The 25,209-nt window shown below is 64.0% G+C and carries 26 protein-coding genes and 1 pseudogene; 14 read left to right on the top strand and 13 right to left on the bottom strand.

Going from position 1 to position 25,209, the window contains the following annotated elements:
* Positions 1–10 precede the first annotated feature (10 nt).
* The 5 genes from ACW9UR_RS15980 to ACW9UR_RS15960 form a co-directional block, all read right to left on the bottom strand.
* The gene (locus ACW9UR_RS15980; RefSeq protein ID WP_458918048.1) at positions 11–1,591 is read right to left on the bottom strand and encodes a dipeptide ABC transporter ATP-binding protein; all 1,581 of its coding nucleotides are present in this window, start codon (positions 1,589–1,591) and stop codon (positions 11–13) included.
* A complete protein-coding gene (locus ACW9UR_RS15975; protein WP_458918047.1) occupies positions 1,572–2,498 on the bottom strand; it encodes an ABC transporter permease in 927 nt (308 codons plus the stop codon). The genes ACW9UR_RS15980 and ACW9UR_RS15975 overlap by 20 nt, the downstream gene beginning before the upstream one ends.
* Complete coding sequence (locus ACW9UR_RS15970; RefSeq protein ID WP_458918046.1) at positions 2,467–3,381, bottom strand: ABC transporter permease; 915 nt, start codon at positions 3,379–3,381, stop codon at positions 2,467–2,469. The genes ACW9UR_RS15975 and ACW9UR_RS15970 overlap by 32 nt, the downstream gene beginning before the upstream one ends.
* 62 nt (positions 3,382–3,443) lie before the next feature.
* On the bottom strand, positions 3,444–4,952 hold the full coding sequence (locus ACW9UR_RS15965; RefSeq protein ID WP_458918045.1) for an ABC transporter substrate-binding protein: 1,509 nt from the start codon (positions 4,950–4,952) through the stop codon (positions 3,444–3,446).
* 84 nt (positions 4,953–5,036) lie between these two features.
* A complete protein-coding gene (locus tag ACW9UR_RS15960; protein WP_458918044.1) occupies positions 5,037–5,684 on the bottom strand; it encodes a GntR family transcriptional regulator in 648 nt (215 codons plus the stop codon).
* A gap of 133 nt (positions 5,685–5,817) precedes the next feature.
* Between ACW9UR_RS15960 and ACW9UR_RS15955 the strand changes: the two genes are divergently transcribed.
* Genes ACW9UR_RS15955 through ACW9UR_RS15940 form a run of 4 tightly spaced genes read left to right on the top strand, consistent with a single transcriptional unit; the run spans position 5,818 to position 9,305 of the window.
* Entirely contained in the window at positions 5,818–6,597 is a 780-nt protein-coding gene (locus ACW9UR_RS15955) for an HpcH/HpaI aldolase family protein (RefSeq protein ID WP_458918043.1), read from the top strand.
* Between the two features lie 7 nt (positions 6,598–6,604).
* On the top strand, positions 6,605–7,897 hold the full coding sequence (gene otnK, locus ACW9UR_RS15950) for a 3-oxo-tetronate kinase (RefSeq protein ID WP_458918042.1): 1,293 nt from the start codon (positions 6,605–6,607) through the stop codon (positions 7,895–7,897).
* Entirely contained in the window at positions 7,894–8,541 is a 648-nt protein-coding gene (otnC, locus tag ACW9UR_RS15945) for a 3-oxo-tetronate 4-phosphate decarboxylase (RefSeq protein ID WP_458918041.1), read from the top strand. The genes otnK and otnC overlap by 4 nt, the downstream gene beginning before the upstream one ends.
* Complete coding sequence (locus tag ACW9UR_RS15940) at positions 8,538–9,305, top strand: hydroxypyruvate isomerase family protein (protein ID WP_458918040.1); 768 nt, start codon at positions 8,538–8,540, stop codon at positions 9,303–9,305. The genes otnC and ACW9UR_RS15940 overlap by 4 nt, the downstream gene beginning before the upstream one ends.
* A 94-nt stretch (positions 9,306–9,399) precedes the next feature.
* On the opposite strand, the gene ACW9UR_RS15935 is transcribed toward ACW9UR_RS15940, so the two are convergent.
* Positions 9,400–11,058: a thiamine pyrophosphate-binding protein gene (locus tag ACW9UR_RS15935; RefSeq protein ID WP_458918039.1), complete on the bottom strand. Its 1,659-nt coding sequence runs from the start codon at positions 11,056–11,058 to the stop codon at positions 9,400–9,402.
* 19 nt (positions 11,059–11,077) lie between these two features.
* Entirely contained in the window at positions 11,078–11,818 is a 741-nt protein-coding gene (locus tag ACW9UR_RS15930) for a FadR/GntR family transcriptional regulator (RefSeq protein WP_458918038.1), read from the bottom strand.
* A gap of 141 nt (positions 11,819–11,959) precedes the next feature.
* On the opposite strand from ACW9UR_RS15930, the gene ACW9UR_RS15925 reads away from it, so the two are divergent.
* Genes ACW9UR_RS15925 through ACW9UR_RS15905 form a run of 5 tightly spaced genes read left to right on the top strand, consistent with a single transcriptional unit; the run spans position 11,960 to position 16,022 of the window.
* Complete coding sequence (locus tag ACW9UR_RS15925) at positions 11,960–12,859, top strand: NAD(P)-dependent oxidoreductase (protein WP_458918037.1); 900 nt, start codon at positions 11,960–11,962, stop codon at positions 12,857–12,859.
* Positions 12,860–12,910: 51 nt separating this feature from the next.
* The gene (locus ACW9UR_RS15920) at positions 12,911–13,882 is read left to right on the top strand and encodes a TRAP transporter substrate-binding protein (RefSeq protein ID WP_458918036.1); all 972 of its coding nucleotides are present in this window, start codon (positions 12,911–12,913) and stop codon (positions 13,880–13,882) included.
* Positions 13,883–13,924: 42 nt separating this feature from the next.
* The gene (locus tag ACW9UR_RS15915) at positions 13,925–15,211 is read left to right on the top strand and encodes a TRAP transporter large permease (RefSeq protein ID WP_458918035.1); all 1,287 of its coding nucleotides are present in this window, start codon (positions 13,925–13,927) and stop codon (positions 15,209–15,211) included.
* Positions 15,208–15,702, top strand: a complete 495-nt coding sequence (locus ACW9UR_RS15910; protein WP_458918034.1) for a TRAP transporter small permease — start codon at positions 15,208–15,210, stop codon at positions 15,700–15,702. Before ACW9UR_RS15915 ends, ACW9UR_RS15910 begins: the two co-directional genes overlap by 4 nt.
* Positions 15,699–16,022, top strand: a complete 324-nt coding sequence (locus tag ACW9UR_RS15905) for an NIPSNAP family protein (protein WP_458918033.1) — start codon at positions 15,699–15,701, stop codon at positions 16,020–16,022. Before ACW9UR_RS15910 ends, ACW9UR_RS15905 begins: the two co-directional genes overlap by 4 nt.
* Positions 16,023–16,455: 433 nt before the next feature.
* Here the strand turns inward: ACW9UR_RS15905 and ACW9UR_RS15900 are convergent.
* From ACW9UR_RS15900 to ACW9UR_RS15880, 5 genes and pseudogenes are all read right to left on the bottom strand, one after another.
* Positions 16,456–16,623: pseudogene (locus ACW9UR_RS15900) on the bottom strand (IS3 family transposase); the annotation flags it as partial.
* Positions 16,624–16,697: 74 nt separating this feature from the next.
* The gene (locus tag ACW9UR_RS15895; RefSeq protein ID WP_458918032.1) at positions 16,698–16,940 is read right to left on the bottom strand and encodes a DUF2798 domain-containing protein; all 243 of its coding nucleotides are present in this window, start codon (positions 16,938–16,940) and stop codon (positions 16,698–16,700) included.
* A gap of 1 nt (position 16,941) precedes the next feature.
* Positions 16,942–17,481 carry an NADPH-dependent FMN reductase gene (locus tag ACW9UR_RS15890; protein WP_458918031.1) on the bottom strand — a complete coding sequence of 180 codons (540 nt, stop codon included), beginning with the start codon at positions 17,479–17,481 and terminating at the stop codon, positions 16,942–16,944.
* 121 nt (positions 17,482–17,602) lie between these two features.
* Entirely contained in the window at positions 17,603–18,232 is a 630-nt protein-coding gene (locus ACW9UR_RS15885) for an isochorismatase family protein (RefSeq protein ID WP_458918030.1), read from the bottom strand.
* Positions 18,233–18,295: 63 nt separating this feature from the next.
* A complete protein-coding gene (locus ACW9UR_RS15880) occupies positions 18,296–19,162 on the bottom strand; it encodes a pirin family protein (protein ID WP_458918029.1) in 867 nt (288 codons plus the stop codon).
* Positions 19,163–19,279: 117 nt separating this feature from the next.
* Here ACW9UR_RS15880 and ACW9UR_RS15875 point away from each other — a divergent pair, with 117 nt between their 5' ends.
* The 5 genes from ACW9UR_RS15875 (at position 19,280) to ACW9UR_RS15855 (ending at position 24,088) form a co-directional block, all read left to right on the top strand.
* Positions 19,280–20,182, top strand: coding sequence for a LysR substrate-binding domain-containing protein (locus ACW9UR_RS15875; RefSeq protein WP_458918028.1), 903 nt, complete (start codon positions 19,280–19,282; stop codon positions 20,180–20,182).
* Between the two features lie 76 nt (positions 20,183–20,258).
* Positions 20,259–20,480 carry a helix-turn-helix domain-containing protein gene (locus tag ACW9UR_RS15870; protein WP_458918027.1) on the top strand — a complete coding sequence of 74 codons (222 nt, stop codon included), beginning with the start codon at positions 20,259–20,261 and terminating at the stop codon, positions 20,478–20,480.
* Positions 20,481–21,608: 1,128 nt separating this feature from the next.
* Positions 21,609–22,289, top strand: a complete 681-nt coding sequence (locus tag ACW9UR_RS15865; RefSeq protein ID WP_458918026.1) for a hypothetical protein — start codon at positions 21,609–21,611, stop codon at positions 22,287–22,289.
* Positions 22,290–22,466: 177 nt separating this feature from the next.
* Positions 22,467–22,736 (top strand): hypothetical protein, encoded by a 270-nt coding sequence (locus ACW9UR_RS15860; RefSeq protein WP_458918025.1) that lies wholly within the window; start codon positions 22,467–22,469, stop codon positions 22,734–22,736.
* A 206-nt stretch (positions 22,737–22,942) separates the two neighbouring features.
* Entirely contained in the window at positions 22,943–24,088 is a 1,146-nt protein-coding gene (locus ACW9UR_RS15855; protein ID WP_458918024.1) for an alpha-hydroxy acid oxidase, read from the top strand.
* Between the two features lie 67 nt (positions 24,089–24,155).
* Here the strand turns inward: ACW9UR_RS15855 and ACW9UR_RS15850 are convergent, their stop codons facing one another.
* Positions 24,156–25,100, bottom strand: a complete 945-nt coding sequence (locus ACW9UR_RS15850) for a LysR family transcriptional regulator (RefSeq protein WP_458918023.1) — start codon at positions 25,098–25,100, stop codon at positions 24,156–24,158.
* Positions 25,101–25,209: the final 109 nt, after the last annotated feature.

The raw sequence follows: 25,209 nt of genomic DNA, 5'->3' as shown, positions 1-25,209 counted from the left end.
TCTTGAGGGGTCAGGCGGCCGGGGACAGTTCGTACTTCGCGTTCGCCTCGATCAGCGTGCGCGTGTAGCCGTGCTCGGGCCTTGCGAATATGCGCTCGGGCGTACCCTGCTCGACGATCTCGCCGCCACGGAACACCAGGATCCTGTCGGCGAAGGCGCGGACCAGCGGCAGGTCGTGCGCGATGAAGATGTAGGACATGCCAAGCTGTTTCTGCAGCCCGGCCAGCAGCTCCATGATCTGGGCCTGCACCGAGGCGTCGAGCGCCGAGACAGCCTCGTCGCAGATCAGGATCTCGGGGCTCATGCCCAGGGCGCGGGCGATGGCGATGCGCTGCTTCTGCCCCCCCGAAAACTGCCCGGCGTGGCGGTGCGCGTGATCGGCGTTCAGGCCGACCAGTTCGAGCAGCTCGGCGATCCGGTCGCGCCAATCCTTGCGCGGCAGCAGCGCCGCGTTGATCGCCCAGGGCTCCGAGATGATCGACGAGACGGTCCATCGCGGGTTCAGCGACTGGCCGGGGTCCTGAAAGATCATCTGCATCTTCTGCCGCAGCGCCTGCTGCCGGGCGCGCGGCGCCGCAAACAGATCCTCGTCGTGCAGCTGCACCGTCCCCGCCTGAGGCGCATCCATCCGCAGCAGGATCCGTGACAGCGTCGACTTGCCCGATCCGCTCTCGCCGACCACCGCCAGCGTTTCTCCGGCGGACAGATCGAAGCTGATGTCCTTGAGCGCCTGCTTTTCGCCGAAGAACTTGGAGATCCCCGAGACCTTGAGGATCGGCGTACCCGTCGTCCGGGACACCTTGACCGCGCTCGGCACTGAAGCCAGCAACTGCTTCGTGTAGGCCGCTTTCGGCGCGCGCAGAAGCTCGGCGGTGGTTCCGGTCTCGACAACCTCGCCAGACTTCATCACCACCAGCCGGTCTGCGGCCTTCGAGACAAGGCCGAGATCGTGCGAGATCAGCAACATCGACATACCCATCTCGTCGCGCAGCTCGACGAGCAGATCCATGATCTCGCTTTGCACGGTGACGTCCAGCGCGGTGGTCGGCTCGTCCGCGATCAGGATGTCCGGCTTCATACCGAGGGCCATCGCGATCATGATGCGCTGCCGCTGCCCGCCCGAGAACTGGTGCGGATAGTCGTTCAGCCGCTGCCGGGCGTCGGGGATACGAACCCGCTCGGCCAACTCCAGCGCGCGTGCCTGCGCCTGCTGGCGCGAGACGCCGTGCAGGGTCATGCCCTCGACGATCTGCTCGCCCACCGGGATCACCGGGTTGAGGTGCGCCGCGGGGTCCTGGAAGATCATCGCGATACGCTGACCGTTGATCGCCAACCGCTCGGCCTCGCCGATCTTCAGCAGGTCCTTGCCGTCCAGAAGGATGCTACCGCTGCTGATCCGGGCCGGAGGCTGATCGAGAAGACCCATGATGGCGCTCGTCGACACCGACTTTCCCGAGCCGCTTTCGCCAAGGATGCCCAGCGTCTCACCCCGGTTCAGGTGGAAGCTGACGTTCCGGACCGCCCGAGTGGTCCCGCGGCTGGTGTGGAAGTCGATCGACAGGTTGCGGACATCAAGCAGATGGCTTGTCATTGGACCCCCTGATCTCGAGGCGCCAGCGCTGCGAGGGATCGAATGCAAGACGCATCCAGTTCGACAGCAACGTGAGCGATAGCGTGGTCATGATGATTGCAAGGCCCGGCCAGAACGAAAGCCACCAGGCCTGCGTCAGATACGGCTTACCCTGCGCGACCATGATCCCCCAGGTGATGCTGGGCGGCTGGATGCCGATGCCCAGGAACGACAGTGCGCTTTCTGCCAGGACCACGAAGGCAAACTCCATCGTCGCGATCGTGACCAGCGTGGGCAGGACCATCGGCAGCAGGTGGGTGACGATGATCCGCAGCGGCGAGGCGCCCATGATCTCGGCCGCCTGCACGAACATCCGATTCCGCAGCTCCATCACCTCGGCGCGGGTCGTGCGCAGGTAGACCGGGATCCGGGTGAACGCCAGCACGATGACCAGGTTGAAGATCGACGGCTCGAGCATGTAGAGCACGATCACGGCCATCAGCAGCGACGGAAAGGACATGATGATGTCCGCACCGCGCATCAGGACCTGCGAGACCCAGCCGCCCGCGTAGCCCGCGACCATTCCCAGCGCCGCGCCGATGAACAGTGCCGCAAGCACCGAGCACCCGGCAACAAGCAGCGTGTTCTGCGCCGCGACGATGATCCGCGGCAGGATGGGGCGTCCCAGCGTGTCCGCGCCGAGGAAGAACTCCCACGAGCGCGAAAGATCGAACGGCGGTGCGTTGCGCCCCCGGAGGTCGGTGGACGAGGCCACATCCTCCAGCAGCGGCGCACCGAACAGCGCCGCGGCCAGCAGCGCGCTCAGGAAGAGGGCCGCCAGCAACGCGACAGGGTCGCGTGTCAGCAGGCGCAGGTTGCCCACTGGCCGGACGGGCTCAGCGGCGGGTGCGAGGGTCGATTGCAGCATAAACCACGTCAATCAGCATGTTCATGAGAAGGATGGCGATCGCGGTCACGAAGATGGACGCAAGGATCACCGAGAAATCGCGCATCAGGATCGAGTCGATCATCAGCTTGCCGACGCCCGGAAAGCCGAAGATCGTTTCCACCACAACCGCGCCGTTCAGCATCCCCGCCGCCTGGTCGCCGATCACGGTGACGATAGGCAGGGCCGCGTTCTTCAGCGAATGGCGGTAGACGATGCGCTGGCGCCCTGCCCCTTTGGCGCGGGCTGTCTTGACGTAGGGCGCGTTCAGCGCGGTGATCATCGAACTGCGCACAACCTGCGTGACCAGGCCGAACGGCCGGATGAAGAGCACCGCTATGGGCAGGACCCAGTGCCAGATGGTGCCGGTGCCGGAGGTCGGCAGCCAGCCCAGCCCGACCGAGAAGAACAGGATCCCCACGATCGCGACCCAGAAATCGGGTGCGCTTGCGCCGATCAGCGTGATGATAGTCGCCAGACGGTCGAAGAATCCGCCGACGTTCAGCGCAGCCAGCGCCCCCACGATCACCGCGGCCACGGTGACGAGAACGACCGTCAGCACCGCCAGGCCTAGTGTCCAGGTGAAGGCCTCGAGCACCATTTCGAGCGCCGGGAGCGAGGTCCGCAGGCTCTCGCCGAAGTCCAGCGTCCCCATGTCGGCAAGGAAGCGCCCGAACTGCACCAGCAGAGGATCGTTCAGGCCGTTGACCGCGCGAAACTGCTCGCGCGCCTCGGCCGAGGCATCCAGCGGCAGGTACAGGGCCGAAGGATCTCCGGTCAGCCGCGACAGGAAGAACACGATCACGATCAGGACCGCGAGCGAGAGCAAACTCGAAACCAGGCGGTGGCGAATACGGGGCAGCATGACGTCTCCGGAAAAGAGCGGAAGGCGCAGCCGCCTTCCGCCGTACTGTTGTCGTACCGCGTTCAGCGGAACGCGATGTCGGCCAGCTGAAGCTCGCTGTTGGTGGCGATGGTCGGCTGGAACTCGAGCCGCTCGGACACGCGGGTGTAGCCGACCATGTGGAACATCACGATGTCCGCGATGATCTCGTTCTGGAGCCTGTCGAACAGCTGCTGCCAGAGCGCCGCACGCTCTTCACCGGTCGCGACGGTCGCCTCGTCGATCAACCGGTCGACTTCGGCATCCTCGAGCACGCTCTGAAGCCCGTCCGAGTGGTATTTGAAGAACATCGAGAAGACCGGATCACCCTTGGCGTTGTCATGCTGAAGCTGGATGATCTGCGGCGGACGATCCTCGGCGAAGGGCTTGGAGTAGAAGTTCTCCCACTCGGCCACGTCGTACATGTTCAGATCGACGTTGAACCCGGCGTCGGTCAGCATGGCGTGCATCGCTTCCATGACCTCGGTCCCGTTCGGGAAAATGCCGGTCCGGCCGATCAGGTCGATCTCGGTGTCGACCAGCACGCCGTCGGCGCGTGCCTCCTCGATCAGCGCCTTGGCGCGGTCGGGGTCGTAGGGGTACGGTTTGACGTCGTTGTTGTAGCCGATGGTGGTCGGCGGAACGATATGCGACGCCAGCACAACATCCTTTGACAGGATCGTGCCCTGGAACGCCTCGCGGTCGATGGCGAGGTTCAGCGCCTCGCGGACGCGGCGGTCATCGAGCGGTGCGACCTGGGTATCGAGGCGCAGGAAGAAGGTCTCGGAGTTCGGATAGGCGAAGTCCGTCGCCGGGTTCGTCGCATCCTGCACGGCGATGTTCGGGACGATGTCCGCCTCGCCGGTCTCCACCATCAGCGCGGCCACCGAGCGGTCCGAGCGGAACAAGTAGGTCGCACCTTCCACTACAGGGGTCTCACCCCAGTAATCAGGGTTCCGCGACAGGCTGATGCTCTGGCCGGTCTTCCACTCGTCGAAGACGTAGGGACCGGTGCCGATCGGGTTGCGCGTATGCGCGTCCATCGGCGTATCGGACGGAACGATGGTCATCGTGGACATCAGCACGGGCAGGATTGGCTGAGCCGGCGTCGTGGTGATGTCGATGGTCTGGTCGTCGACGATCTCGGTCGAGACCTCCATCCCACCGAAATACTTCACGCCGATCTCACAGTTGATCGCGCCAGAAGTCGTACGCGCGATCGAATGCGCGACATCGCCCGCGTCGAACGCGCTGCCATCCGAAAACCGGACACCCTCACGCAGTTTGAAGCGCCAGGTGTCACCATCCACCTGCTCCCAGCTGTCCGCAAGGCGCGGCTGCAGGCTGGCCGATTGCGGATCCAGCTCGGTCAGGGTCTCGGCAATGTTCTGCAACACGACGCGGCCCACGTCCGAGCGCGAGGCCATGCAGGGGTCGACGACCTCGGGCTCTTCGGCCAGCACGATCTTGACGGTCGCGTCCTGCGCCATCGCTCCCGAAGCGATTGCGGCGAGCAATGCGCCCCCGACGAGGCGTCCTTCGAGTCTTGCCATGTGATTTCCTCCCGGCGTTTGACTGACGGCAAACTGACGAGAGCCGGATTAATTGTCAACAGGATTGCCGACAATAATGACGCATCATGCCGGAACCGTTCCATGTTTCAACTCATAGGAGGCGCGATAGGCTTCGCTCGACGCCGGCAAATGTTCACGCACGGCATTCACGTAGGACCAGGTATCCCGTCCTTTCATCGCCTCGATGATTCGCGCGTGCTGCGAGACCACCTCGCGCATATGCTCGGGATCGGAGTACTTTACCGCCCGAACGATATGCACCTTGCGCGCATAGCTATCGATCGCCTCGCGCAGCTTGCCGTTCGGGCAGGCAGAGTATTGGACGGAATGAAACTCGAGGTTCAGCCGAAACACGTCCCGCAGTCGCTTTCCCTCTGCAGCCTCGGTATGCTGCCGATGTATTTCCGTCATCTTTTCAATGATATCTGGATGCACCGGCAGAACTGTGCGCGCCGCAGCTTCGGACTCCAACAGGGCCCGGATTTCATAGAGCTCATCGATCTCGTCGGGCGTCGGCTCCACCACCTGCGGGCCACGGTTCGGTATGAACTCGACAAGGCCCATCTCCTGCAGTTGCGAAAGCGCCTGTCGCAATCCGTACCGGGTGGCGCCGAACCTCTGCCGCAGGCGATCCTCTACAAGCCTTGAGCCAGGCGGATATACCCCGAAGACGATCCCTTCTTCGATCTGGGTGACGATTTCGTTCTGCATGGCTCCTCCGGTCGAAACCCGACCCGAATTCAAAGGACGGGGTTGCGCAATCCAATCTCAAATGGCATCAGATTGTCGACATTTATGTTGGCAATCATTCGTCACATTGGCGAATAGCATGATGAGGCACCTTATGGAAGCGCGCGCAAACTCCTCCCCCCGGACCCGCCTGCACTCGACACTTGCGGCCGGGCGTTGCGCCGTCAACGCGTGGCTGTCGATCCCGTCATCCTACCTGGCCGAGGGCATGTCCCACCAGGGCTTCGACAGCGTGACCGTGGACCTGCAACACGGGATGATCGGCTACGAGGCCGCGATCGCTATGCTGCAGGGCATCACCGCGGGCAACGCGACGCCAATGGTACGCGTCGACCGCAACGATCCATCGGCCATAATGCATTTGCTCGACGCCGGCGCATGGGGCGCCATCTGCCCGATGATCGCCAACCAGGAAGACGCCGAGCGCTTCGTGAGCGCCTGCCGCTACCCGCCGCACGGCACACGTTCATTTGGTCCTGCGCGTGGCCTGCTGGCCGGTGGACCCGACTATTTCTCCCGCGCCAACACCGAAATCCTCGCGATTCCGATGATCGAGCAGGTTTCGGCGGTCGAGAACATCGACGGCATCCTCTCGGTCCCTGGTGTAGACATGGTCTATGTCGGCGCGAACGACCTGTCGCTCGACTATGGCGAAAACCCCCTATCCGAACCCGAAGGGACGAAGGCCGCGCAAGCTATCGAGCACGTCTTGGCGCGCGCCAAGGCACACGGCAAGAAGGTCGGGATCTTCTGCTCGGGCCCGCAAGCCGCAGCGGGGCGGCGGGCGCAAGGCTATGATCTGGTTACGCCCGGGAACGATTTCGGCACGCTGATGCGCGCGGCGTCCGCAGCCGTGACCGCTGTCCATGCCTGAGGACGACATGACGACGGTATTGGGCTGCATCGCGGACGACTTCACCGGGGCGACGGATCTTGCGGGGCTTCTGGCGCGCTCTGGGGTGCGGGTGAGCCTGCGGATGGGGGTGCCGGGTGAGGCGCCGGATGAAGCAACGGGGGACACTGCCGCCGTCGAGGTGATCGCGCTGAAGTGCCGGACCGCGCCGGTGGCCGAGGCTGTGGCCGAGACCCGCAAGGCGCTGGCCTGGCTGCAGGCGGCGGGGGCGCGGCGGTTCTTCTGGAAGTACTGCTCGACCTTCGACTCGACGCCGCAGGGCAATATCGGCCCGGTGGCGGAGGCGCTGATGGCGGATCTGGGGACCGAGCAGACGATCTATTGCCCGGCCTTCCCGGAAAACGGCCGGTCGATCTTCATGGGCAACCTCTTCGTCGGCCGCCAGCCGCTGGCGGAGAGCCCGATGAAGGACCACCCGCTGACGCCGATGCGGGATTCGAACCTGATGCGCCTGCTGGAGCCGCAGGTGACGCGCCCGGTGGGCCTTACCGACCGGCTGACGGTGGCGCGGGGCGCCGAGGCCCTGAAAACCGAACTTGACCGGCTGGCGGGCGAGGGCGTGGCGCATGTAGTGGTCGACGCCGTGGCCGACGAGGACCTGGGCATCATCGCGCAGGCCTGCCGGGACATGGTGCTGATGACCGGCGGCAGCGCCGTCGCCGCCCCGCTTCCGGCGCTGTGGCTGGCGGACGGGACACTGTCGGCAGACGCCAAGGCGGCCTCGGTGCCGGATCTGGACGGCAAGGCCGTGGTGCTTTCGGGCAGCTGCTCGGCGATGACGCGTCGCCAGGTGGCGGACTACACCGGGCGCGGCAAACCGGCGTTCCGGCTCGATCCGCTGGCGCTGGAGGCCGAGGGCCCGCAGGCGGCGCTCGACTGGCTGGCGGCGCAGGACCTGGCCCAGGCGCCGCTGCTCTATGCCACCGCCGAGCCCGACGCCGTGCGCGCCGCGCAGGACAGGCTGGGTACCGCGCGCGCCGGCGAGATCGTCGAGCAGGCGCTGGCCAAGCTCGCTGTCGCCGCCCGGAAGCAGGGCGCGCGCCGCTTCGTCGTGGCGGGCGGCGAGACCTCGGGCGCGGTCACCCAGGCGCTTGAGGTGACCCGGCTGGACGTGGGCAAGGAAATCGCCCCCGGCGTGCCCTGGTGCTTCGCCGAAAGCGGCGGCACGCAGATCGCGATCACGCTCAAGTCGGGCAACTTCGGCGCCGAGGACTTCTTCGCCGGCGCGCTCGACACGCTGGCCGCGCTGGAGGCGGCATGAGCGAGAGCGACCTGCGCGAGCAGATCTGCCTGCTCGCCAAATCCATGTTCGACCGCGGCCTGACGGGCGGCTCGACCGGCAACATCTCGGCGCGCACGCAAGACGGCGGCCTGCTGGTCAGCCCCACCGGCACCAGCTTCGGGCGGCTGGATCCGGGGCGGCTCAGCCGCTTCGACGCGCAGGGCATCCATATCGACGGCGACAAGCCGACCAAGGAGATGCCGCTGCATTCGGCCTTCTACGACACCCGCTCGACGGCGGGGGCGGTGGTGCACCTGCATTCGTGCCATTCGGTCGCGCTGTCGATGCTGCCGGGGGTGGACCCGGACGACTTCCTGCCGCCGCTGACGCCCTACGGGATCATGAAGCTGGGCCGCGTCAAGCTGCTGCCCTTCTTCCTGCCCGGCGATCCGGCGATGGGAGAGGCCGTGCGCGGCCTCGCCGGCAAGCGCACGGCGGTGATGCTGGCCAACCACGGCCCGGTGGTCGCCGGCAAGGACATCGAGGCCGCCTGCAACGCGATCGAGGAGCTGGAGGACACCGCCCGCCTCGCGCTGCTGACGCACGGGCTGAACCCGCGCGGCCTGACCGGCGATCAGGTGCAGGCCCTTGTGAGCAAATTCGACGTGGAGTGGGACGCATGAAATTCTCGGCCAACCTGGGCTTTCTCTGGACCGACCGCCCCTTGCCGGGCGCGATCCGCGCGGCGAAGGCGGCGGGCTTCGACGCGGTCGAATGCCACTGGCCCTACGAGGTCCCGGTCGAGGACGTACGGGATGCGCTGGACGAGACCGGCCTGAAGATGCTGGGCCTGAACACCGTGCGCGGCAACACCGCGAAGGGCGAGAACGGCCTGTCCGCGCTGCCCGGCCGCGAGGCCGACGCCCGCGCCGCCATCGACCAGGCCATCGCCTATGCGGTCGCCATCGGCACAGCCAACATCCACGTCATGGCCGGCTTCGCCACCGGCGACGACGCGCACCGCACCTTCTGCGCCAACCTCGCCTACGCCTGCGACAAGGCCGCCCCGCACGGCATCACGATCCTGATCGAGCCGCTCAACCGCTACGACGCGCCCGGCTACTTCCTGACCACCACCGAACAGGCCCGCGAGATCATCGCCGAGGTCGATGCCCCGAACCTGAAACTGATGTTCGACTGCTACCACGTCCAGCTGATGGAGGGCGACCTCACCCACCGCCTGACGGCCCTGCAGCCGGTGATCGGCCACATCCAGTTCGCCTCGGTCCCCAACCGCGCCGCCCCCGACCACGGCGAGGTCAACTACCCCCACATCTTCGAAACCATCCGCGACATGGGCTGGCCCACCCCCCTCGGCGCCGAGTACAAACCCGGCGGAGACACAGACCAGACGCTGGACTGGCTCAAGGCCGCGCAGGCCATCTGACCTAAGGCGCCGGCGCCGGATAGGGCCGCTGCCAGAATAGCCCGATCTTTGCCTGTTCGCAGGTCAAGGTGGCAAACCTCTGGCTCGCGACAAGCTACTCCGATCCCAGCAACTCAAGCTCCAACCGCGGCGAAAGGGCTTTCGGCGAGACACGCAGGTCCAGTATCGACGGACCATCGAATGCCCGCGCTTCGGCAAGTGCCTCCGCGAAATCCTCATCCCGCTCGACCGAGGCACCGAATGCTCCGTAGGACCGGGCAAGCGCCGCGAAATCCGGGTTCTTCATCGCGGTGCCCGAAGGCCGTTTAGGATAGTTCCGCTGCTGGTGCATCCGGATCGTGCCATACATCCCGTTATTCGAGACCAGCACGATCACGTTCGCCCCGTACTCGCAGGCCACTCCGAACTCCTGCATGACCATCTGGAAACATCCGTCTCCGGCCAAGCAGATCACGTCTCGGTCAGGGTGGCGCAGCTTCGCAGCAATCGCTGCGGGCAATCCGTAGCCCATCGAACCGCTAGTGGGTGCAAGCTGGGTGCGCCAGCCGCGATAGCGGTAGTAGCGGTGCAGCCATGCCGAGTAGTTGCCAGCGCCATTGGTCAGGATCGCATCATCAGCCAGCACCTCGTTCAGATGCCCGATCACGTTCTCCATCCGCAGATCGCCCGGGGTCTCTTGCAACACCTGCCAGCGCTCGTAGTCGGCGCGTGCTGCTTCAACCAGCGCGATGCGGTCGACCGATGGCGCAATGGCCGCCTCAGCCAGCAGCTTCACGAAGGCGCCGGGCTTGGCGACCACCGACAATTCTGGTGCATAGACCCGCCCAATCTCGGAGGGATCGGGATGAATGTGCACCAGCCGTTGTTTCGGCGCGGGCGGCGACAGCAGGGTGTAGCCGCTTGTCGTCATCTCTCCCAGTCGCGCACCGAGCGAAAGGACAAGATCGGCGTCCCTCACTCGCTGCGCCAGCGCCGGGTTGATCCCGATACCCACATCCCCTGCATAGTTCGGGTGCCGGTTGTCGAGGAAATCCTGACATCGGAACGAGGCCCCCACGGGAACCTGAGCCGTTTCCGCATAGGTGGCGAGCGCCTTCCCGGCATTGCCCGACCAGCCGCTGCCGCCAACGATCAGGAACGGGTTCCGCGCCCCGGCCACCGCTTCGGCAACCGCTTTCGCCTCCGCCGGACTGCCGCTTTCCGCAGGCAGGCGCGCAGCAGCTGTCACCGCCACATCGCAAGGGCCGGACAGCATGTCCTCGGGCAAAGCCAGAACCACCGGCCCCGGCCGCCCGGTCTGGGCGACGTGGAAGGCGTGGCTGACATACTCTGGAATACGGTCGGCGCGGTCGATCTCGGCCACCCATTTCGCAAGCGGTCCGAACATGGCGCGGTAGTCCACTTCCTGAAACGCCTCTCGGTCGCGCTGGTCGGAAGCCACCTGGCCAATGAAAAGAATCATCGGCGTCGAATCCTGAAAAGCGACGTGCACGCCGCCCGAGGCGTTGGTCGCTCCCGGCCCGCGTGTCACGAACGCGATCCCCGGCTTCCCGGTCAGCTTGCCGTCCGCCTCGGCCATCATCGATGCGCCACCCTCGTTTCGGGCGACGATCGTGTCGATGCCCGAGCCATACAGCCCGTCCAGCACAGCGAGATAGCTTTCGCCCGGCACGCAGAACACTCGGTCCACGCCCTGTGCCTGAATTGCTTCGACCAGAACCCTGCCGCCGTGGCGGGTTGTAGTTGCAGTCATGCGGTCACTCACTTGAAGCTCAAAGGAAGTCTTCGCGGGCCGAAAGACGTTCGGCCGCATTTTCGAACCGGGTGCGGGCGGCACGGCGCGCGGCTTCGGCATCCTTCTCGCGCAGTGCGTCCAGAACGGCCCGATGCTCCGCAAGAATTCCCGGGCCGAACTCGGATGCAGCGGCGTTCTTGAGGAAGGCTGAACGAAGGTTGTTCTGGATATTCGCTTCGATCATGCCGGTCACCTCGACGTAATACTCATTCCCCGACGCCTCGGCGATTCGTCGATAGAAGGTCAACTCGGTATCGACGCGCTCTTCGAGCGCCTTTTCGGGGCCGGCCATGTCGGCGCGCTCCATCTGCGCAAACAACTTTGCAATCTCGTCCATCTGGTCATCGGTCCTGGCGATCGCCGCCAGCGCCGAAGCACCCGCCTGCACGCCGGTCCGCAATTGCAGAAGCTGGATGATCTTCTTCCGCTTCTCGAAACAGTTCGGACTGATACGGAAGGCCGAGCGGCTGCCCGCGTCGGTGATGAACGCGCCGACGCCGCGCCGGGAATCGACCACGCCATCGTATTTGAGCAGCGAGATCGCTTCCCGCACGACAGTGCGCGCCACGCCGAACCTCTCGGACAATGCATTCTCGGAAGGCAGCTTGTCACCCGGCTTCAGTTGGCCTGCCTCGATAGCAGAGGTGATCGTTGCAGCCACCTCGTCCGGCAGGCGCCGCGGCCTGTCGATCCGGTCGAAAATGCTCGAGCTATCCATCGCGTCCAATCCTTTGGCTATGGCTTTGGCAGATCCTAGGCCGACAAACGAACCTGTTCCAGTGTTTACGCCTCACTATCAGTAAATCAGTTGTCTTACAATCTGTCTTATGTTTTAGAGGGCACAATCAAGGAGGAATCAATGGCAGAGACGCGGATCGGCTTCATCGGCCTGGGCGGCATGGGCAGGGGACTGGTCAAGAACCTTGCGGGTAAGGGCTTCCACGTCACCGTGTTCGACATCGACAGCGCCCGGATCGAGGATGCCGTGGCGCTTGGCGCGAAGGCCGGCGAAGACCCCACCGCCATAGCTGCACGGGTTGACGTTCTCGCGGTCTGCGTGACCACCGCCGAAGCGGTGCGGGAGATAGCCTTCGGCCCTGATGGCGCGCTGGCCGCAATGAAAGCCGGCGCGACCTTCCTCGATCACACGACCGTCTCGCCACAGCATGTGGACCTGATGCGGGCTGAATGCGCGAAGCATGGCATCGAGTATGTCGAGGCGCCGATGACCCGTACCCCCGCCCATGCAGACCGTGGTGAAGTGAACATCCTGTTCGGCGGCGAGGCTGATCAACTGGACCGCCTGCGCCCGATGTTCCAGGCCTACGCCGAGAACATCTTTCATGTCGGACCGGCGGGGCACGCCATCCGTCTGAAACTGATCCACAACTACATCGCCTTCGCGAACGTCGCTTCCTTCTGCGAGGGCTTCGCGCTCGCTGCCAAGGAAGGGCTCGATATGTCGAAGGTCATCGGCATCATCTCGGCTGCGGGTGGGAAGTCGGGGATGATGGACCTCTACGGCGAACTGACCCTGCGCCGCGATTTCACACCGCACATGTCGCTCGCAAACGCACAGAAGGACGTGCGCTATTACGCCGAATGGCTGGAACAGGCGGGTCTGCCGGGCTTCATGGCCCAGACCGTGCACCAGACCTACGCGCTCGCCTCGATCATGGGGCATGGCGGCGAGGGCTGCACGGCGGTGATCAAGGCTTACGAAGAACTCTCGGGTGTCGAAGCAAAACTGAACGACTGACGCACGGGATAAAAAGGGGCCATGGCCCCATCAAACGCAAGGGAGGAAAACATGAACATGCGTACACTGCTTGCCGGGGCAGCTTTCGTCGCTCTGGCGGGGTCGGCCAATGCCGCCGACGTCACCCTGAAACTCGCCCATTTCGCGGCCGAAAACCATCCCGGCCACCTGGCCGCAGTGCAGTTCGCCGAGAAAGTTTCCGAGCGCACCGATGGCGCGGTGGAGGTCGAGATCTACCCGGCAAACCAGCTTGGCTCGCCGCCCGAGCAGCTTGAGCAGACCGTGCTGGGCGCTGTGGACATGAACCTGCCGACGCAAGGCGGGCTCGACAAGTACGAGAAAGCCTTCGGCACGGTCATGACCCCGTTCGCCTTCTCGAGCTACGAGCAGGCGCACGAGGTTCTGGACGGCCCGTTTCACGACTGGGCCGCGCCGAAACTGGAAGAACAGGGCCTGGTGCTGCTGTCGACCTGGGAATACGGCTTCCGCAACATCACCAATGGCGTCCGCCCGATCGAGACACCGGCCGACGTAGAGGGTCTGAAACTGCGCACGCCGCCCGAACTTCAGATCGTCGCAGCCCTCGAAGGGCTTGGCGCGTCGACCACGCAGATCGCCTTTCCCGAGCTGCCCAACGCGCTGAACCAGGGCGTCGTGGACGGCCAGGAAAATCCCATCGGCGTGATCTATCACTTCAAGCTGAACGAATTCCAGGACCATCTCGCCCTGACCCGGCACGTCTACAACTCGATGACCCACGTCATCAACAAGGACGTCTGGGACAGCCTGACCGAAGAGCAGCAGATCGTGCTGCGCGAGGAAAGCAAGGCCGCCGCCACCATGATGCGTGAGGCCGTGATTGCCCAAGAAGAGGAGGAGATCGCCGCGCTGGAAGAGGCGGGGATGAAGGTCACTCGGCCCGATCTCGCCCCCTTTGCCGAGTTGATGGGTCCGGCGCGCGAACGCGTCGCCGAATACAGCGGCAAGGAGAACATGGACACGTTCCTAGGCTTCCTCGAGTAAAGGGATCTGCCGGAGCGGACCCAGCCCGCTCCGGCCCGCATCATGACGACATTTCTCATCCTGGGATCCCTGATCCTGTTGATCGCACTCGGCCTCCCAGTCGCGATTGCCCTCGGGCTGACCGCCGTAGGCTTCTATGTCCTGCTGGGTGATTTCGGCATCCTCGCGATGCTGCCGCAGCGAATGTTCTCGGCCACGACCGGGTTCACACTGCTGGCGATCCCCTTCTTCATACTCGCCGGAAACCTGATGAACACCGGCGGGATCACACACCGCATCTTCCGCTTCGCCGATGCATGCGTGGGCCATATCCGCGGCGGTCTTGGGCAGGTGAATGTGCTTGCCTCGCTGTTCTTCTCGGGCATGTCGGGCGCCGCGGTCGCCGACGCGGCCGGACTTGGCCAGGTCGAGTTGAAGGCAATGAAGGAACGCGACTACGATCCGGACTTCTCGGCAGCGATTACCGCTGCCTCTTCGACGATCGGACCGGTCTTTCCTCCCTCGATTCCCTTCGTCCTCTACTCGTCGATCACCGGCGTCTCTGTCACGCAGCTTTTCCTCGCAGGCGTCGTTCCGGGGGTATTGATGGCGCTGGCGCTGATGGTCGCCGTCTACATCATGGCGCTGCGCCACAAAATGCCGCGCCGCGACCATATCGATTGGCTCGAGATCGGCCGCAGCTTCCTGGACAGCTTCCTGTCGCTGATGACGCCGGTCATCATCATCATGGGCATCTTCGGTGGATTTGTCACGCCGACCGAGGCGGGCGTACTGGCCACGGCCTACGCGCTCGTTCTTTCGATGCTGGTCTACCGCGAGGTGAAACCCCGCGACCTGCCCCGCATCCTTTGGGAAACGTTGCTGCATACGGTCCGCGTCATGTTCGTGATCGCCACGGCAGGCTTCTTCGGGTGGCTGCTGGTTCACCAACGGGTACCGAACCAGATGGTCGAAAGCCTGCTTGGCCTGTCGGATAGCCCGGCGGTCATCCTCGCCATTGTCGTGCTCATCCTGCTGGTGCTGGGCATGTTCCTGGAAGGGATCGCGGTGATCGTCCTGACGGTGCCACTGTTCCTGCCGGTGATGAACGAGATCGGCGTCGATCCGGTGCAGTTCGGCGTCATCATGATCATGTGCTCGATGGTTGGACTTCTGACGCCACCCGTCGGCATGGTCCTGTTCGCCGTCTCGTCGATCGCCGGAATGAGCGTTGGCCGCCTGTCACGCGCCCTGCTCCCCTACCTGATCGGGTTGGTGATCGTCCTGCTGGCCGTGGTCGCAATCCCGGAAGTCTCGACATGGCTTCCCAATCTGGCTTTGGGCAAATGAAGAGGCTCGACCACATACTCGGTGCAACGCTGCGTGGCATAGCCATCTCCTGTCTGGCGGCGCTCTTCCTGCTGCTGCTGATCAACGTTGTGGCGCGCGGCTTCCAACTTGCGGGCTTCGCATGGTTCGACGAAATCGTGCAGGCTCTGTTCGCCTGGATGGTGTTCTTTGGCGCCGCCGCGCTTTGGCGCGAGCACGAGCATTTCCGCGTCGAATGGCTCGAGGTCAACCTCGGGCGCAGCCGGCCCGGTCTTGCGCTTCAAATCGGCCTCGCACTGCTCTGCATCGCCTTTCTGGTGACCATGACCTGGTACGGCTGGGATCTGACTACGCGCAGCCGCGCACTGACCCCGATCCTGCGCCTGCCCACATGGCTTTTCTACGTGGCGATCCCGGTCTCCGGCGCCGTGATGACAGCCTACTCGGTGCGCGATCTGGTTCGCGCGCTCAGACAGTTCTCAACCAAAGATCCCCGAGGAGCAACCGAATGATCTACGACCACCGAACCTATGTTTGCCGTCCCGGAACGATCAAGAAACACATGAAACTCTACGAGGAACATGGCTGGGCGGTGCAGTCGAAACATCTCGGCCAGCCCGCCGTCTACGGCGCGGTAGAGACCGGCGACGTGAACTCCTACATTCATATCTGGGTTTATCAAAGTGCCGCCGACCGCGCCGAGAAGCGCGCGGCACTGGCCGCCGACCCGGCGTGGCAGGAATATCTCAAGAAAAGTGCCGAAGCCGGGTATCTCGTAAGCCAGACGAACACGATCCTCGCGCCCGCGCGGTTCTTCAATCCGGGCAAGTGAGTTATCCGGTCAGCAACCTGGCGGAACGTGTCATTTGAATCACCGCCTCTGCTCGACGAGGAGCAAGACATGGCCTCAAGCGCCGTGGCGTTGGCGCAATCTACATGTTCCGCCGAAGCTTCGTGCTTAAGGGATGAACTTTCATCGAGCTCCGATCGCTATGCGCTATCCCGATGACGGCCCCACAAGGCCATCGTGAAGCAGGCGGGATAGTTTAGCTGCTGACAGTCCAAGCCTGGGAAGCAGTGAATGATATTGGGAGGAACGCAAGTATTTACGGTTCCCGCAGTATAGCTGTAGGAGCGCCCAGAGGCACCGCCAGCGTGCGACTGAGCAGGCCGATCATACTGGTCGAGGTTGATCGTCAGTGCATCGTCGGTCTCCGGGCTACGGAGACGATGCTCTTCGGTGCTGGTCACCGGTATCCGATTGCACGTTGCGTTCCCTTGGCGTCGTAGTGCCGCCGCCAGCGGTAATAATCCTGCTCCGTTATGCGCACCTCACGGGTCGCATCGACCCGGGCCATGCCTTGCCCGACAAGCACGTCAACCGGCCTCAGCTTCGTGACAATCTCCTCGGGCTTGTGTCGCTTGTTCGCCATTCCAGATCCTCCGTTTCCTAACCTTAGCGGTGGATCAATTCAGTTGGGGGGTCATCCCATCCCAACTCCGATTTTCATGGCCAGGCGCTCACCGCTTTGCCCGCCAGTTTGCCCGCCAGGTAGCGGAGCTTTTCTCCGATTATCATGTCGAGCGAGAACGCGATCGGCAGGGCGATCAGGGTGCTCTGCCCCCAGGCACGCAGCCACGTCCACGAGATCCCGAATTCCAGGAGGCTGAACACTCCCGACAGAGCCATGGACATGAAGGACAACATGACCAGAGAACTGGCGAGCCGTGGCAGATGCGTGCGGCCCATGTCAGGCGACCTCGCTCAGGGCCAATGTCTCGGCGGCGGCAGCCAAGTCCGCCAGGGCGTCCGGCTCCGTGATGCGCCCGGTCTCGGCATCGAAGAAATCGTGGAAGTTCGCGACCGAAACGACCGCTCGCAGGTCCGCCCCGAAGAACCGGGCCGAGCCTTTCGCCAAAGCCAGCACGCTTCCCGCGCCCCCGGGACCAGGAGATGTCGCAAGATAGACCGTCGGCTTGTTCTGGAACACTTTCTGGTCAATCCGGCTCGCCCAGTCAAAGAGGTTCTTGTAAGCGGCCGAGTAGGAGCCATTGTGCTCCGCGAATGACACGATCACCCCGTCAGCGGAGCCGATCTTCTCGAAAAACCGGGCCGCGGCTCTAGGCTCGCCGACCTCCTTCTCGAGATCTTCGCTGAAGATCGGAAGCTCGAAGTCATTCAGGTCCAGGACCTCGACCTCGGCATGCGGGACCAGTGTCGCGGTGAAACGCGCAAGGGCCTTGTTGATGGAGTTCTTGGTGTTGCTTGCGCCGAACGCCAGGATCTTCATGAGTGTTCTCCTTTAATATTGATGAACGAGCGGATGGCGCCCCCTTTTGCGTTTCCTGCTCGGGGATCGCTGCCACTTTTTTAGGGCCGAGGGCTGCCAACGGACGCGGCCGTCGGTGAGATCATGCCGCCTCGTCGATCGCGACTCCGCTGCGGACCTGCCCGACCAGCATTGCCCAATCCATGTCGAGGGCGCCGTAGACCTGCCCGGCTACATCGCGGGCGTTGTCGGCAAGGATCTCGACCATCAGGCTCGCTCCGTCGGCAACGACAACGCCGGCCTGCGACAGGCGCAGCAGCCCGGTTTCGCGCTTGGTCTGGTTGAACGTGCCCGAAGCGTCCATCGCGACATAGGCGTTGTATCCCTTGCGCTGCGCGGTCATTGCCGGGAAGGCGGCGCAGACCTCCAGCGATACTCCGGCGAAGATCAGGTTCTGCCGCCCGGTCGCCGTGATCGCCGCCGCGACGCGCGGGTCATCCCAGGCGTTGACCGAGGTGCGGTCGATGAACTCATGGCCAGGCAGAGCCGCTACCAGCTCGGGAAAGGCAGGACCCCAGAGTGTTTCAGCGGAGGTAGTGGTGGTGACGATAGGCAGTCCCAGGGCCTTGGCCGCCTTTGCCAGCCCGACAACGTTGTGCTTGAGTTCGCCGACCGGGTAATCGCGAACACCGGTCATCAGGCCAACCTGGTGGTCGACGAGAACGAGGGCGGTGTCGTCTTGCGTCATCGGTTCGGGATTCACGTAGGTCATCTTTGCGTTCCTCTTTGTCTTGAGTGAGTTGGTTGGGGTTTCGGGTCGGGGGTATGGGTCAGCTCATTCGATGGCGCCGAGCTCGCCGGCCTGGTATGCCGCAATCACCGCAGCCAGCTGGTCGGCGTTACTCATCGCGAAGGGACCCTTCTGCACGAACGGTTCGCGCAACGGCGTGCCGCCGAGCAGCACGGCCTGCCCTCCTCCATCGCTCAGTATGCGGATCTCCTCGGCACCTTGAGCGGCCAGCGCGGCGTCGCTGCTCAGCCGGTGTCTGGTTCCGTCGAGGTCGACCTCGATCTCCCCGCGTATGAGATGCAGCCAGGTCGCGTCTCCGGGAGCGACGTGATGGGTGAACCTGCCACCTGCCTGCAGGGTGATATCGAGGATGGTGAAGGGTAACGCCGGCGAGCGGGCACCAACGACGCCATTGCTCTTGCCTGTCATCACCCGCACGCGATGCCCCGAGCCTTCGATCACCGGCATCCCCGTGGCGGGGACATGTCGTGCGACGGGCTCGTCCAGTTTCCGTGCCGCCGGCAGGTTGACGAAGATCTGAAGGGCATGGGTGCGCGAACCGGGCGTGGGTGCCTCGTCGTGCACCGCACCGCGGGCGGCCTTGAGCCAGTAGAGATCGCCCGGGGCCAGTTCGATGTCGTTGCCCAGCGAGTCCCTGTTGCGGAAGCTGCCGGTGCTGTCCTCGAAGAGCACGCTTACCGCCGAAATCCCGGCGTGCGCGTGAGGGGCGAAGGTCGGCGCTGTCATGGTGAAGTGATCGACCATGATCAGCGGGTCCATCAGACCGTCGAGCTGGGAATGGATGAAGCTGAGCGCTTTGAAGCCCGTGCCCCGGGTCATCTCCTCTCCATACTGGAGCGCAGCGATCATGGCGTGGGGTTCGTCTGTCTGAAGTCTGTGTGGAACGGTCATAGCGGCCTCCTTGGCTGCTCGCGACCCTACTGTCGGGACATGTCACCGAAAATCCGTTGATTTCGGAACCTATCGTTCTGTATTTGGAACGATGATCATGAGCGAGGAGTCCAAGCGATGGACCTCAATCAAGCCTACTATCTGGTTCATGTCGTCGAACAGCAGGGGTTCTCGGCAGCGGCGCGCAGGCTGGGCATTCCCAAATCGCGGATCAGCCGACAGGTGAAGGGTCTCGAAGAGAGCCTTGGCACCCGGCTCTTGAACCGGGATTCGAGACACATGTCGCTGACGGAGGCGGGCGAAGCATACTATCGTCATGCCAAGACGGCGCTGGAATGCATGGTGGCCGCCGAAACGGCCGTACGCAGAGGAAAGGACGCGCTTGAGGGGACAGTAACCCTCTCCTGCTCGGTCGGGGTTGCGCAGTTCGCGCTCAGCCGGGTTCTGCCGGTTTTCCTCGCCGATAACCCCCGCGTAGTCCTGCGTCTGCAAGCTTCGAACGACTATGCCGACATGATTGGGGATGGCATCGACCTCGCCATACGGGGACATATCAAGTTGCTCCCCGACTCCGGGCTGATCCAGCGGCGCATTACCGAAGTTCCGTGGCACCTGTTCAGCTCACCCGGGATCGCGCAGCACATAGGTGCATCGGCGTCGCCGGCCGACCTGGATGGACAGTACGGACTCGCGCTTGGCTGGCGGCCAGGCGGCACCTCCTGGTCGTTGCAGGGGCCGGGTGGAAGCACCGCCTCGGTTCCCTTTGCCGCACGCATGCGCTGCGACGACATGGTGACCTTGAAGCAGGCGGCTGCAGCGGGCCTCGGCGTGGTGGCGCTCCCGGCCTATGTCTGCGCCGAGGATATCGCCGCCGGGCGGCTGACTCGCATCTTGCCGGACTGGATTGCAGGTTTGCCCGAAATCAGCCTTCTGATGCACGACAGGAGGGGAAACCCGCCACAGGTCGACGCCGTCGCCGCCTTTCTGCGCCGCGAACTGCCGGCCGTCATGGGGCGGTAACTTCGCGTTCATCCCGACCCTGGCCGATCTGCACGCGTGCACGTTGGCGATGGACCGTGTCACGCGCAGCCCTCGCATGAGCCGGCCCACGCCCTATCGTCCACCAGAGGATCAATGCGCCACCTTCGCGCAGTTCCATGACAAGCTGCGCCGCCGCATGGCGATGGTTTGCCTCTGCACACGAAGGGTATCTGTCGGCGAGCCGGCGCATCTTCTGGGCTTTTCCGAGGCTACGACATTTGTGGGGGCCTTCCGGCGCCGGACAGGGGTTAGCCCGGCCGAGTGGCTCGGCAATTGATGCCCCGGGTCAGTCCGTTGAACTCTCCGGTCATGCCCTTGGACGGCGCGGACCGCTAAACGCCCTCTCGACATGTTTGATTGTCGATGGAGTTGGAAGATGAGACCGACGTTTGTCGCGCCCCTGAGTTTGAAGGCCCTTCTTGGGGACTTCGCCAATTGCGATGCGAACGTAGAGCCGATCCCGGATGGACCGCCCACTGCGCAGTACCGCAGCGATCTGGTCGTGGGCTCAGGGAGCGTGACATGCGCATTGTCTACTCCCGTATGATGGGCCTCTATCGCCTGCTGACCGGCGACGCTTCGAGGTCATGTTGCCAGTATCCACCCCGCCACATCTGGGGCGATTGCGGTCTGTCCGCGAGGCTGCCGCTCGGGTGCCCGACTTTGGGCGGCCGTTTTCCCGGTCGTCTGCCGCCCGCTTGGCGGGCGCTGTCGATGGTCCAGGCCGCACTGCTTGGAACGATGGCCAAGGCGGTGCGCGCCCATACAGGTGTCGGCGCTTTGCCGATGGCGCCGCCGTTCTGGCCCCCTGCGGCGCGTACGCTGCTTTCGGTCTTGGTAAACGCAACCAGTCCGTCGCGGCCGAAGCGCCTTCTCTCGGCCCCTGTCCAATTCTTATGGCCTCCGCCGCGCTTGGCGTCGGTACTCTCTGACCCGGAGACGACCCATGAATATTCTCGTTTCCGGCGCGGGTGGCACCACGTCACCGCGCTGTTCCTCAACACCGCACGCGCCGAGGGTCTGGCCGAGGCGTTGGTTGAGGCTGAGGCCACGCAGACCGACACACTCAAGGGGAATCATGGACGGCTTGGACCTTGTCGTCTCTTTGCTCGCTATCACTCGGCAGGCCGACGGGCTGGGATATCGCGAGGTGGACTATCAGGCCAACCTGAACCTGCTGCGCGAGGCCGAGTTCGCTGGCGGATCGCGCTTCTCCTATCCGGACGCCCTGCGTCGCGCTCACCATACTGCCGATCCTACCGCGTCGATTCAGTGGCCCGGCCCGGGTCTTCCTGACCCCGCTCGGACTCGACATGGCCGCGCCCCGGTTCGGGTCTCGGCAGCTCACCGACCACTTTGAATCCCTCGCCGCTGGAGCGGCACGACAACCAGAAGGTCTCTGCACATGACTCTCCACACCGCCGGCGGCCTGGCCGCCCTAACCTGTGCCGCAACATATATTTTCGGCTTCGCCCTGCTTCTCACCGTGCTCGCGCCGCTGGGTTTCGGCACGAACGAGATCGACGCCACCGCCGTCGTATCCTTCATCGCCGAGCGCCCGGGCGTGCTGATTGCCTGGAACACCACGATCTATGTCGTCAACGCACTGGCGCTGGTGGTTCTCGTCGTCGCGCTCCGCCAGCAAATTGCTCGAAATCGGCCCAACATCGCCGCTTTGACCGGGGCGATCGGCCTGATCTGGGCGACCCTTGTCCTCGGCGCCGGGATGATCGCCAACGTCGCCGTGGAGCGCACCCACGCGCTCGCCGCCGATCCCGAGGTCGCCACGGACCTTTGGCAAACACTCCATGCGGTCGAGCTTGGCCTCGGCGGCGGAAACGAGATAGCCGGCGGCGCATGGATCCTGGCGGTCAGTCGCGCAGGGCTTGCGAGCGGCATAACTCGCCGCCTTATCGGCATCATCGGCGCCATCAGCGGCGCTGCCGGACTCACAACCATTCTGCCACCGCTCGGAGAGGTAGCCGGCGCCGTCTTCGGGCTTGGCGCCATCGCGTGGTTCGTCGCGATAGGGGTCGTACTTCTTAGGGGCCGCCCAATGCCCTTCAGAAAGGAGATCTCCGCATGACATCGCTTCGCAACCTGACCACAGCCGGTCTGATACCCGTTTCCCCGGCCTTCGCCGAACCCGCAGATCTGCCAAGCGCGAAAGCGCTCCGCGCCGCCCTCGCGTCCCTCACCCTTGACCACAGCTGACCGATACAACTTGCGGACACCCCCAAGCAGGAATGACCGTCGAGCAAATGTGGGCCGATTCTTTGCAGCCCGGGCGGACGCGCCGGGCAAAAACCGGCAGGCCGAGCAATGCCCCGGCCTTGATCTCGGGCACATGATCGCGCAGTCCCACAGTGTGACCGATCCGATCGAAAGCCCGATGATCTCGGCCGTCGGGATCCAACGCGCGTTTGGTCAGGCCTCGCTGGTGGATTGCGCGGCGCTGAGGCGGTACCAAGACGACAGTGACGCGTCGATGACGTCGGCTACGCAACGTGCGGCCTTCCGCACGGGCGTGTAGCCAATCCTTGCGCAAGTCGGTATTCAGGGCGGCGGCGCGATAGACCCGGTGGCGACAAACCGGGCGTCGGGCTATCGTGCTAAAGTTGCCGCGAAGCGCCCCAAGGTCACCGGTGCGGCTGGCGGGATCGTCTAACCCGGCCCCGCCTCACGAAACCTGGTGCCGCGTCTTGGCGCACGGCATGCCACTGTTTGGGACACTTCTCCGTGCGTCTGACCGATTGCCATAACTTCCACGATTTTCGCAGGCTGGCGCGCAAGCGCCTGCCGGGTCCGATCTTCAACTACATCGACGGCGCTGCCGACGATGAGGTGACCTACCGGCGCAACTCCGAAGCCTTCGATCCCTGCGATCTTGTGCCGAACGTCCTGCGCGGCATCGAGCAGCCCGACTTGTCGGTGACGGTCATGGGGCAGAAACTTGCAGTGCCGTTCTATTGTTCGCCTACGGCGCTTCAGCGCCTGTTTCACCACCGCGGCGAGCTTGCGGTCGCAGCCGCTGCAGCAGAGATGGGCACGATGTTCGGCGTGTCTTCGCTTGGCACCGTAAGCCTCGAAGAGGTCCGGAAAGCCTATGACACGCCGCAGATCTACCAGTTCTATTTCCATAAGGATCGTGGGCTGAACCGCGCGATGATGCAGCGCGCAAAGCAGGCCGGTGTCGAGGTGATGATGCTGACCGTGGACAGTATCACCGGCGGCAATCGCGAGAGGGACCTGCGCACGGGGTTTTCGATACCGTTCCGCCTGACGCTTGGCGGCATGGCGCAATTCGCGATCAAGCCGGCCTGGGGCCTGAACTATGTCACGCATGAGAAATTCCGCCTGCCGCAACTGGACGATCACGTCGATATGGGCGGCGGAGCGATGTCTATCGGTCGATACTTCACCGAAATGCTCGACCCGACTATGAACTGGGACGACGTTGCCGAAATGGTCCGTGAATGGGACGGGCAGTTCTGCCTGAAAGGCGTGATGTCGGTCGCCGATGCGCGCCGCGCGGTCGAGATTGGCTGCACGGGCATCGTTCTTTCGAACCACGGAGGCCGGCAGCTCGACGGCTCGCGGGCGCCGTTCGATCAACTGTCCGAAATTGTCGATGCCGTCGGCGACACGATCGACGTGATCATGGACAGTGGCGTGCAGCGTGGCACCCATGTCCTCAAGGCGCTGTCCCTCGGGGCCAAAGCGGTGGGGCTCGGCCGGGCCTACCTGTTCCCGCTAGCCGCGGCTGGCGAGCCTGGCGTCCGCCGTGCCTTGCGACTGATGCGCGCGGAGGTCGACCGCGCCATGCGGCTCATGGGATGTGCGTCCGTGTCGGATCTGAGCGAAGACAACATCCGCTACCGCTAACAGATGCGGTTGCGGCGCCCTGCCCCGCCTACACAGGCCGTGTGTTGCCGAGACAGCGCGTCACCGATCACGCTGCTCCGTCCAGGCCACTGTTGGCGAAGGACGTCTTCCAGACGGTTTCGACCTGTCCGAACAGCGCAGCAATGACCGGATGGTTTTTCCTTTCCTCCAGCGTCAGAATGGCGAGGCTGGCCGGCACACGCTGCGCTTCGCTCAAGGCGAGGCCATAGGATTGCCGCTGGTGCAGCGCGATCGACTCGCGACATAGGCTGAGGCCGACACCCGAGCGCACCATTTCCAGCATCGAAGCTTCGTGATCGACCAACGCAACAACGTTCTGCGTACATCCCGACGCCGCGAAGATCTTCGCCAGTAACCGGTTATGTACCGATACCGGCGTCGTGCCGATCCAGGGCAACGCCGCCAGTTCCGGCCAGTCGGCGGCAGCAACACGGGATTCCCATCCGACCGGCGCAATGATGCGGTAGGTGAAGTCCGCAAGTCTCCGCACATGGAGCGGCTGATCCGAAGGAATGGAGGCTATGTCCTCCGGTGCAGCAAGGTAGAAGCCGGCATCGATTTGCCGGCGCTTCAGCTTGTCCAGGATCTCACCGCTGACCCCGTGGACCAGTTCGGTCGTGATATTCGGGTACTCCGATCCCAATCGAAGCAGCAACCGCCCCAGACGAATGAATTCCGGATCCACGATTGTACCGATCTTGAGGTTGCCAGTGACCTGACCTGACTGCTTGCTGGCACTGCGGCGGAACTCGGCCATCGCGGCAAGGACCTGCTCGGCCTTGGGCAGCATTGCCGCCCCCTCGGACGTCAGTTGCAGGCCGCGGGGCGTGCGCCGGAACAGCACGATTCCGGTGTCTTCGCTCAGCCGCTTGATCTGATGGCTGATTGCAGGCTGGGTAAGATTGAGCACTTCGGCCGCGCGCGAAACGCTGCCTTCGCGCGCGACCGTAACGAAAGCCTGGATGCTGTTCGCATTAGGGAGCCTCTCCATATTACAGATTCTAATATCGGGCTAAGATATTTGTCATTGGAAATGCGTCCCAAAGTTTTCCAATCCTCCCGGAAACAATGCGCCGGGAGGAGCGCAACAGCCTGACAAC

It is taken from the genome of Halovulum sp. GXIMD14794 (assembly GCF_054457455.1).
This window is presented reverse-complemented; position numbering and strand designations above follow the sequence as displayed.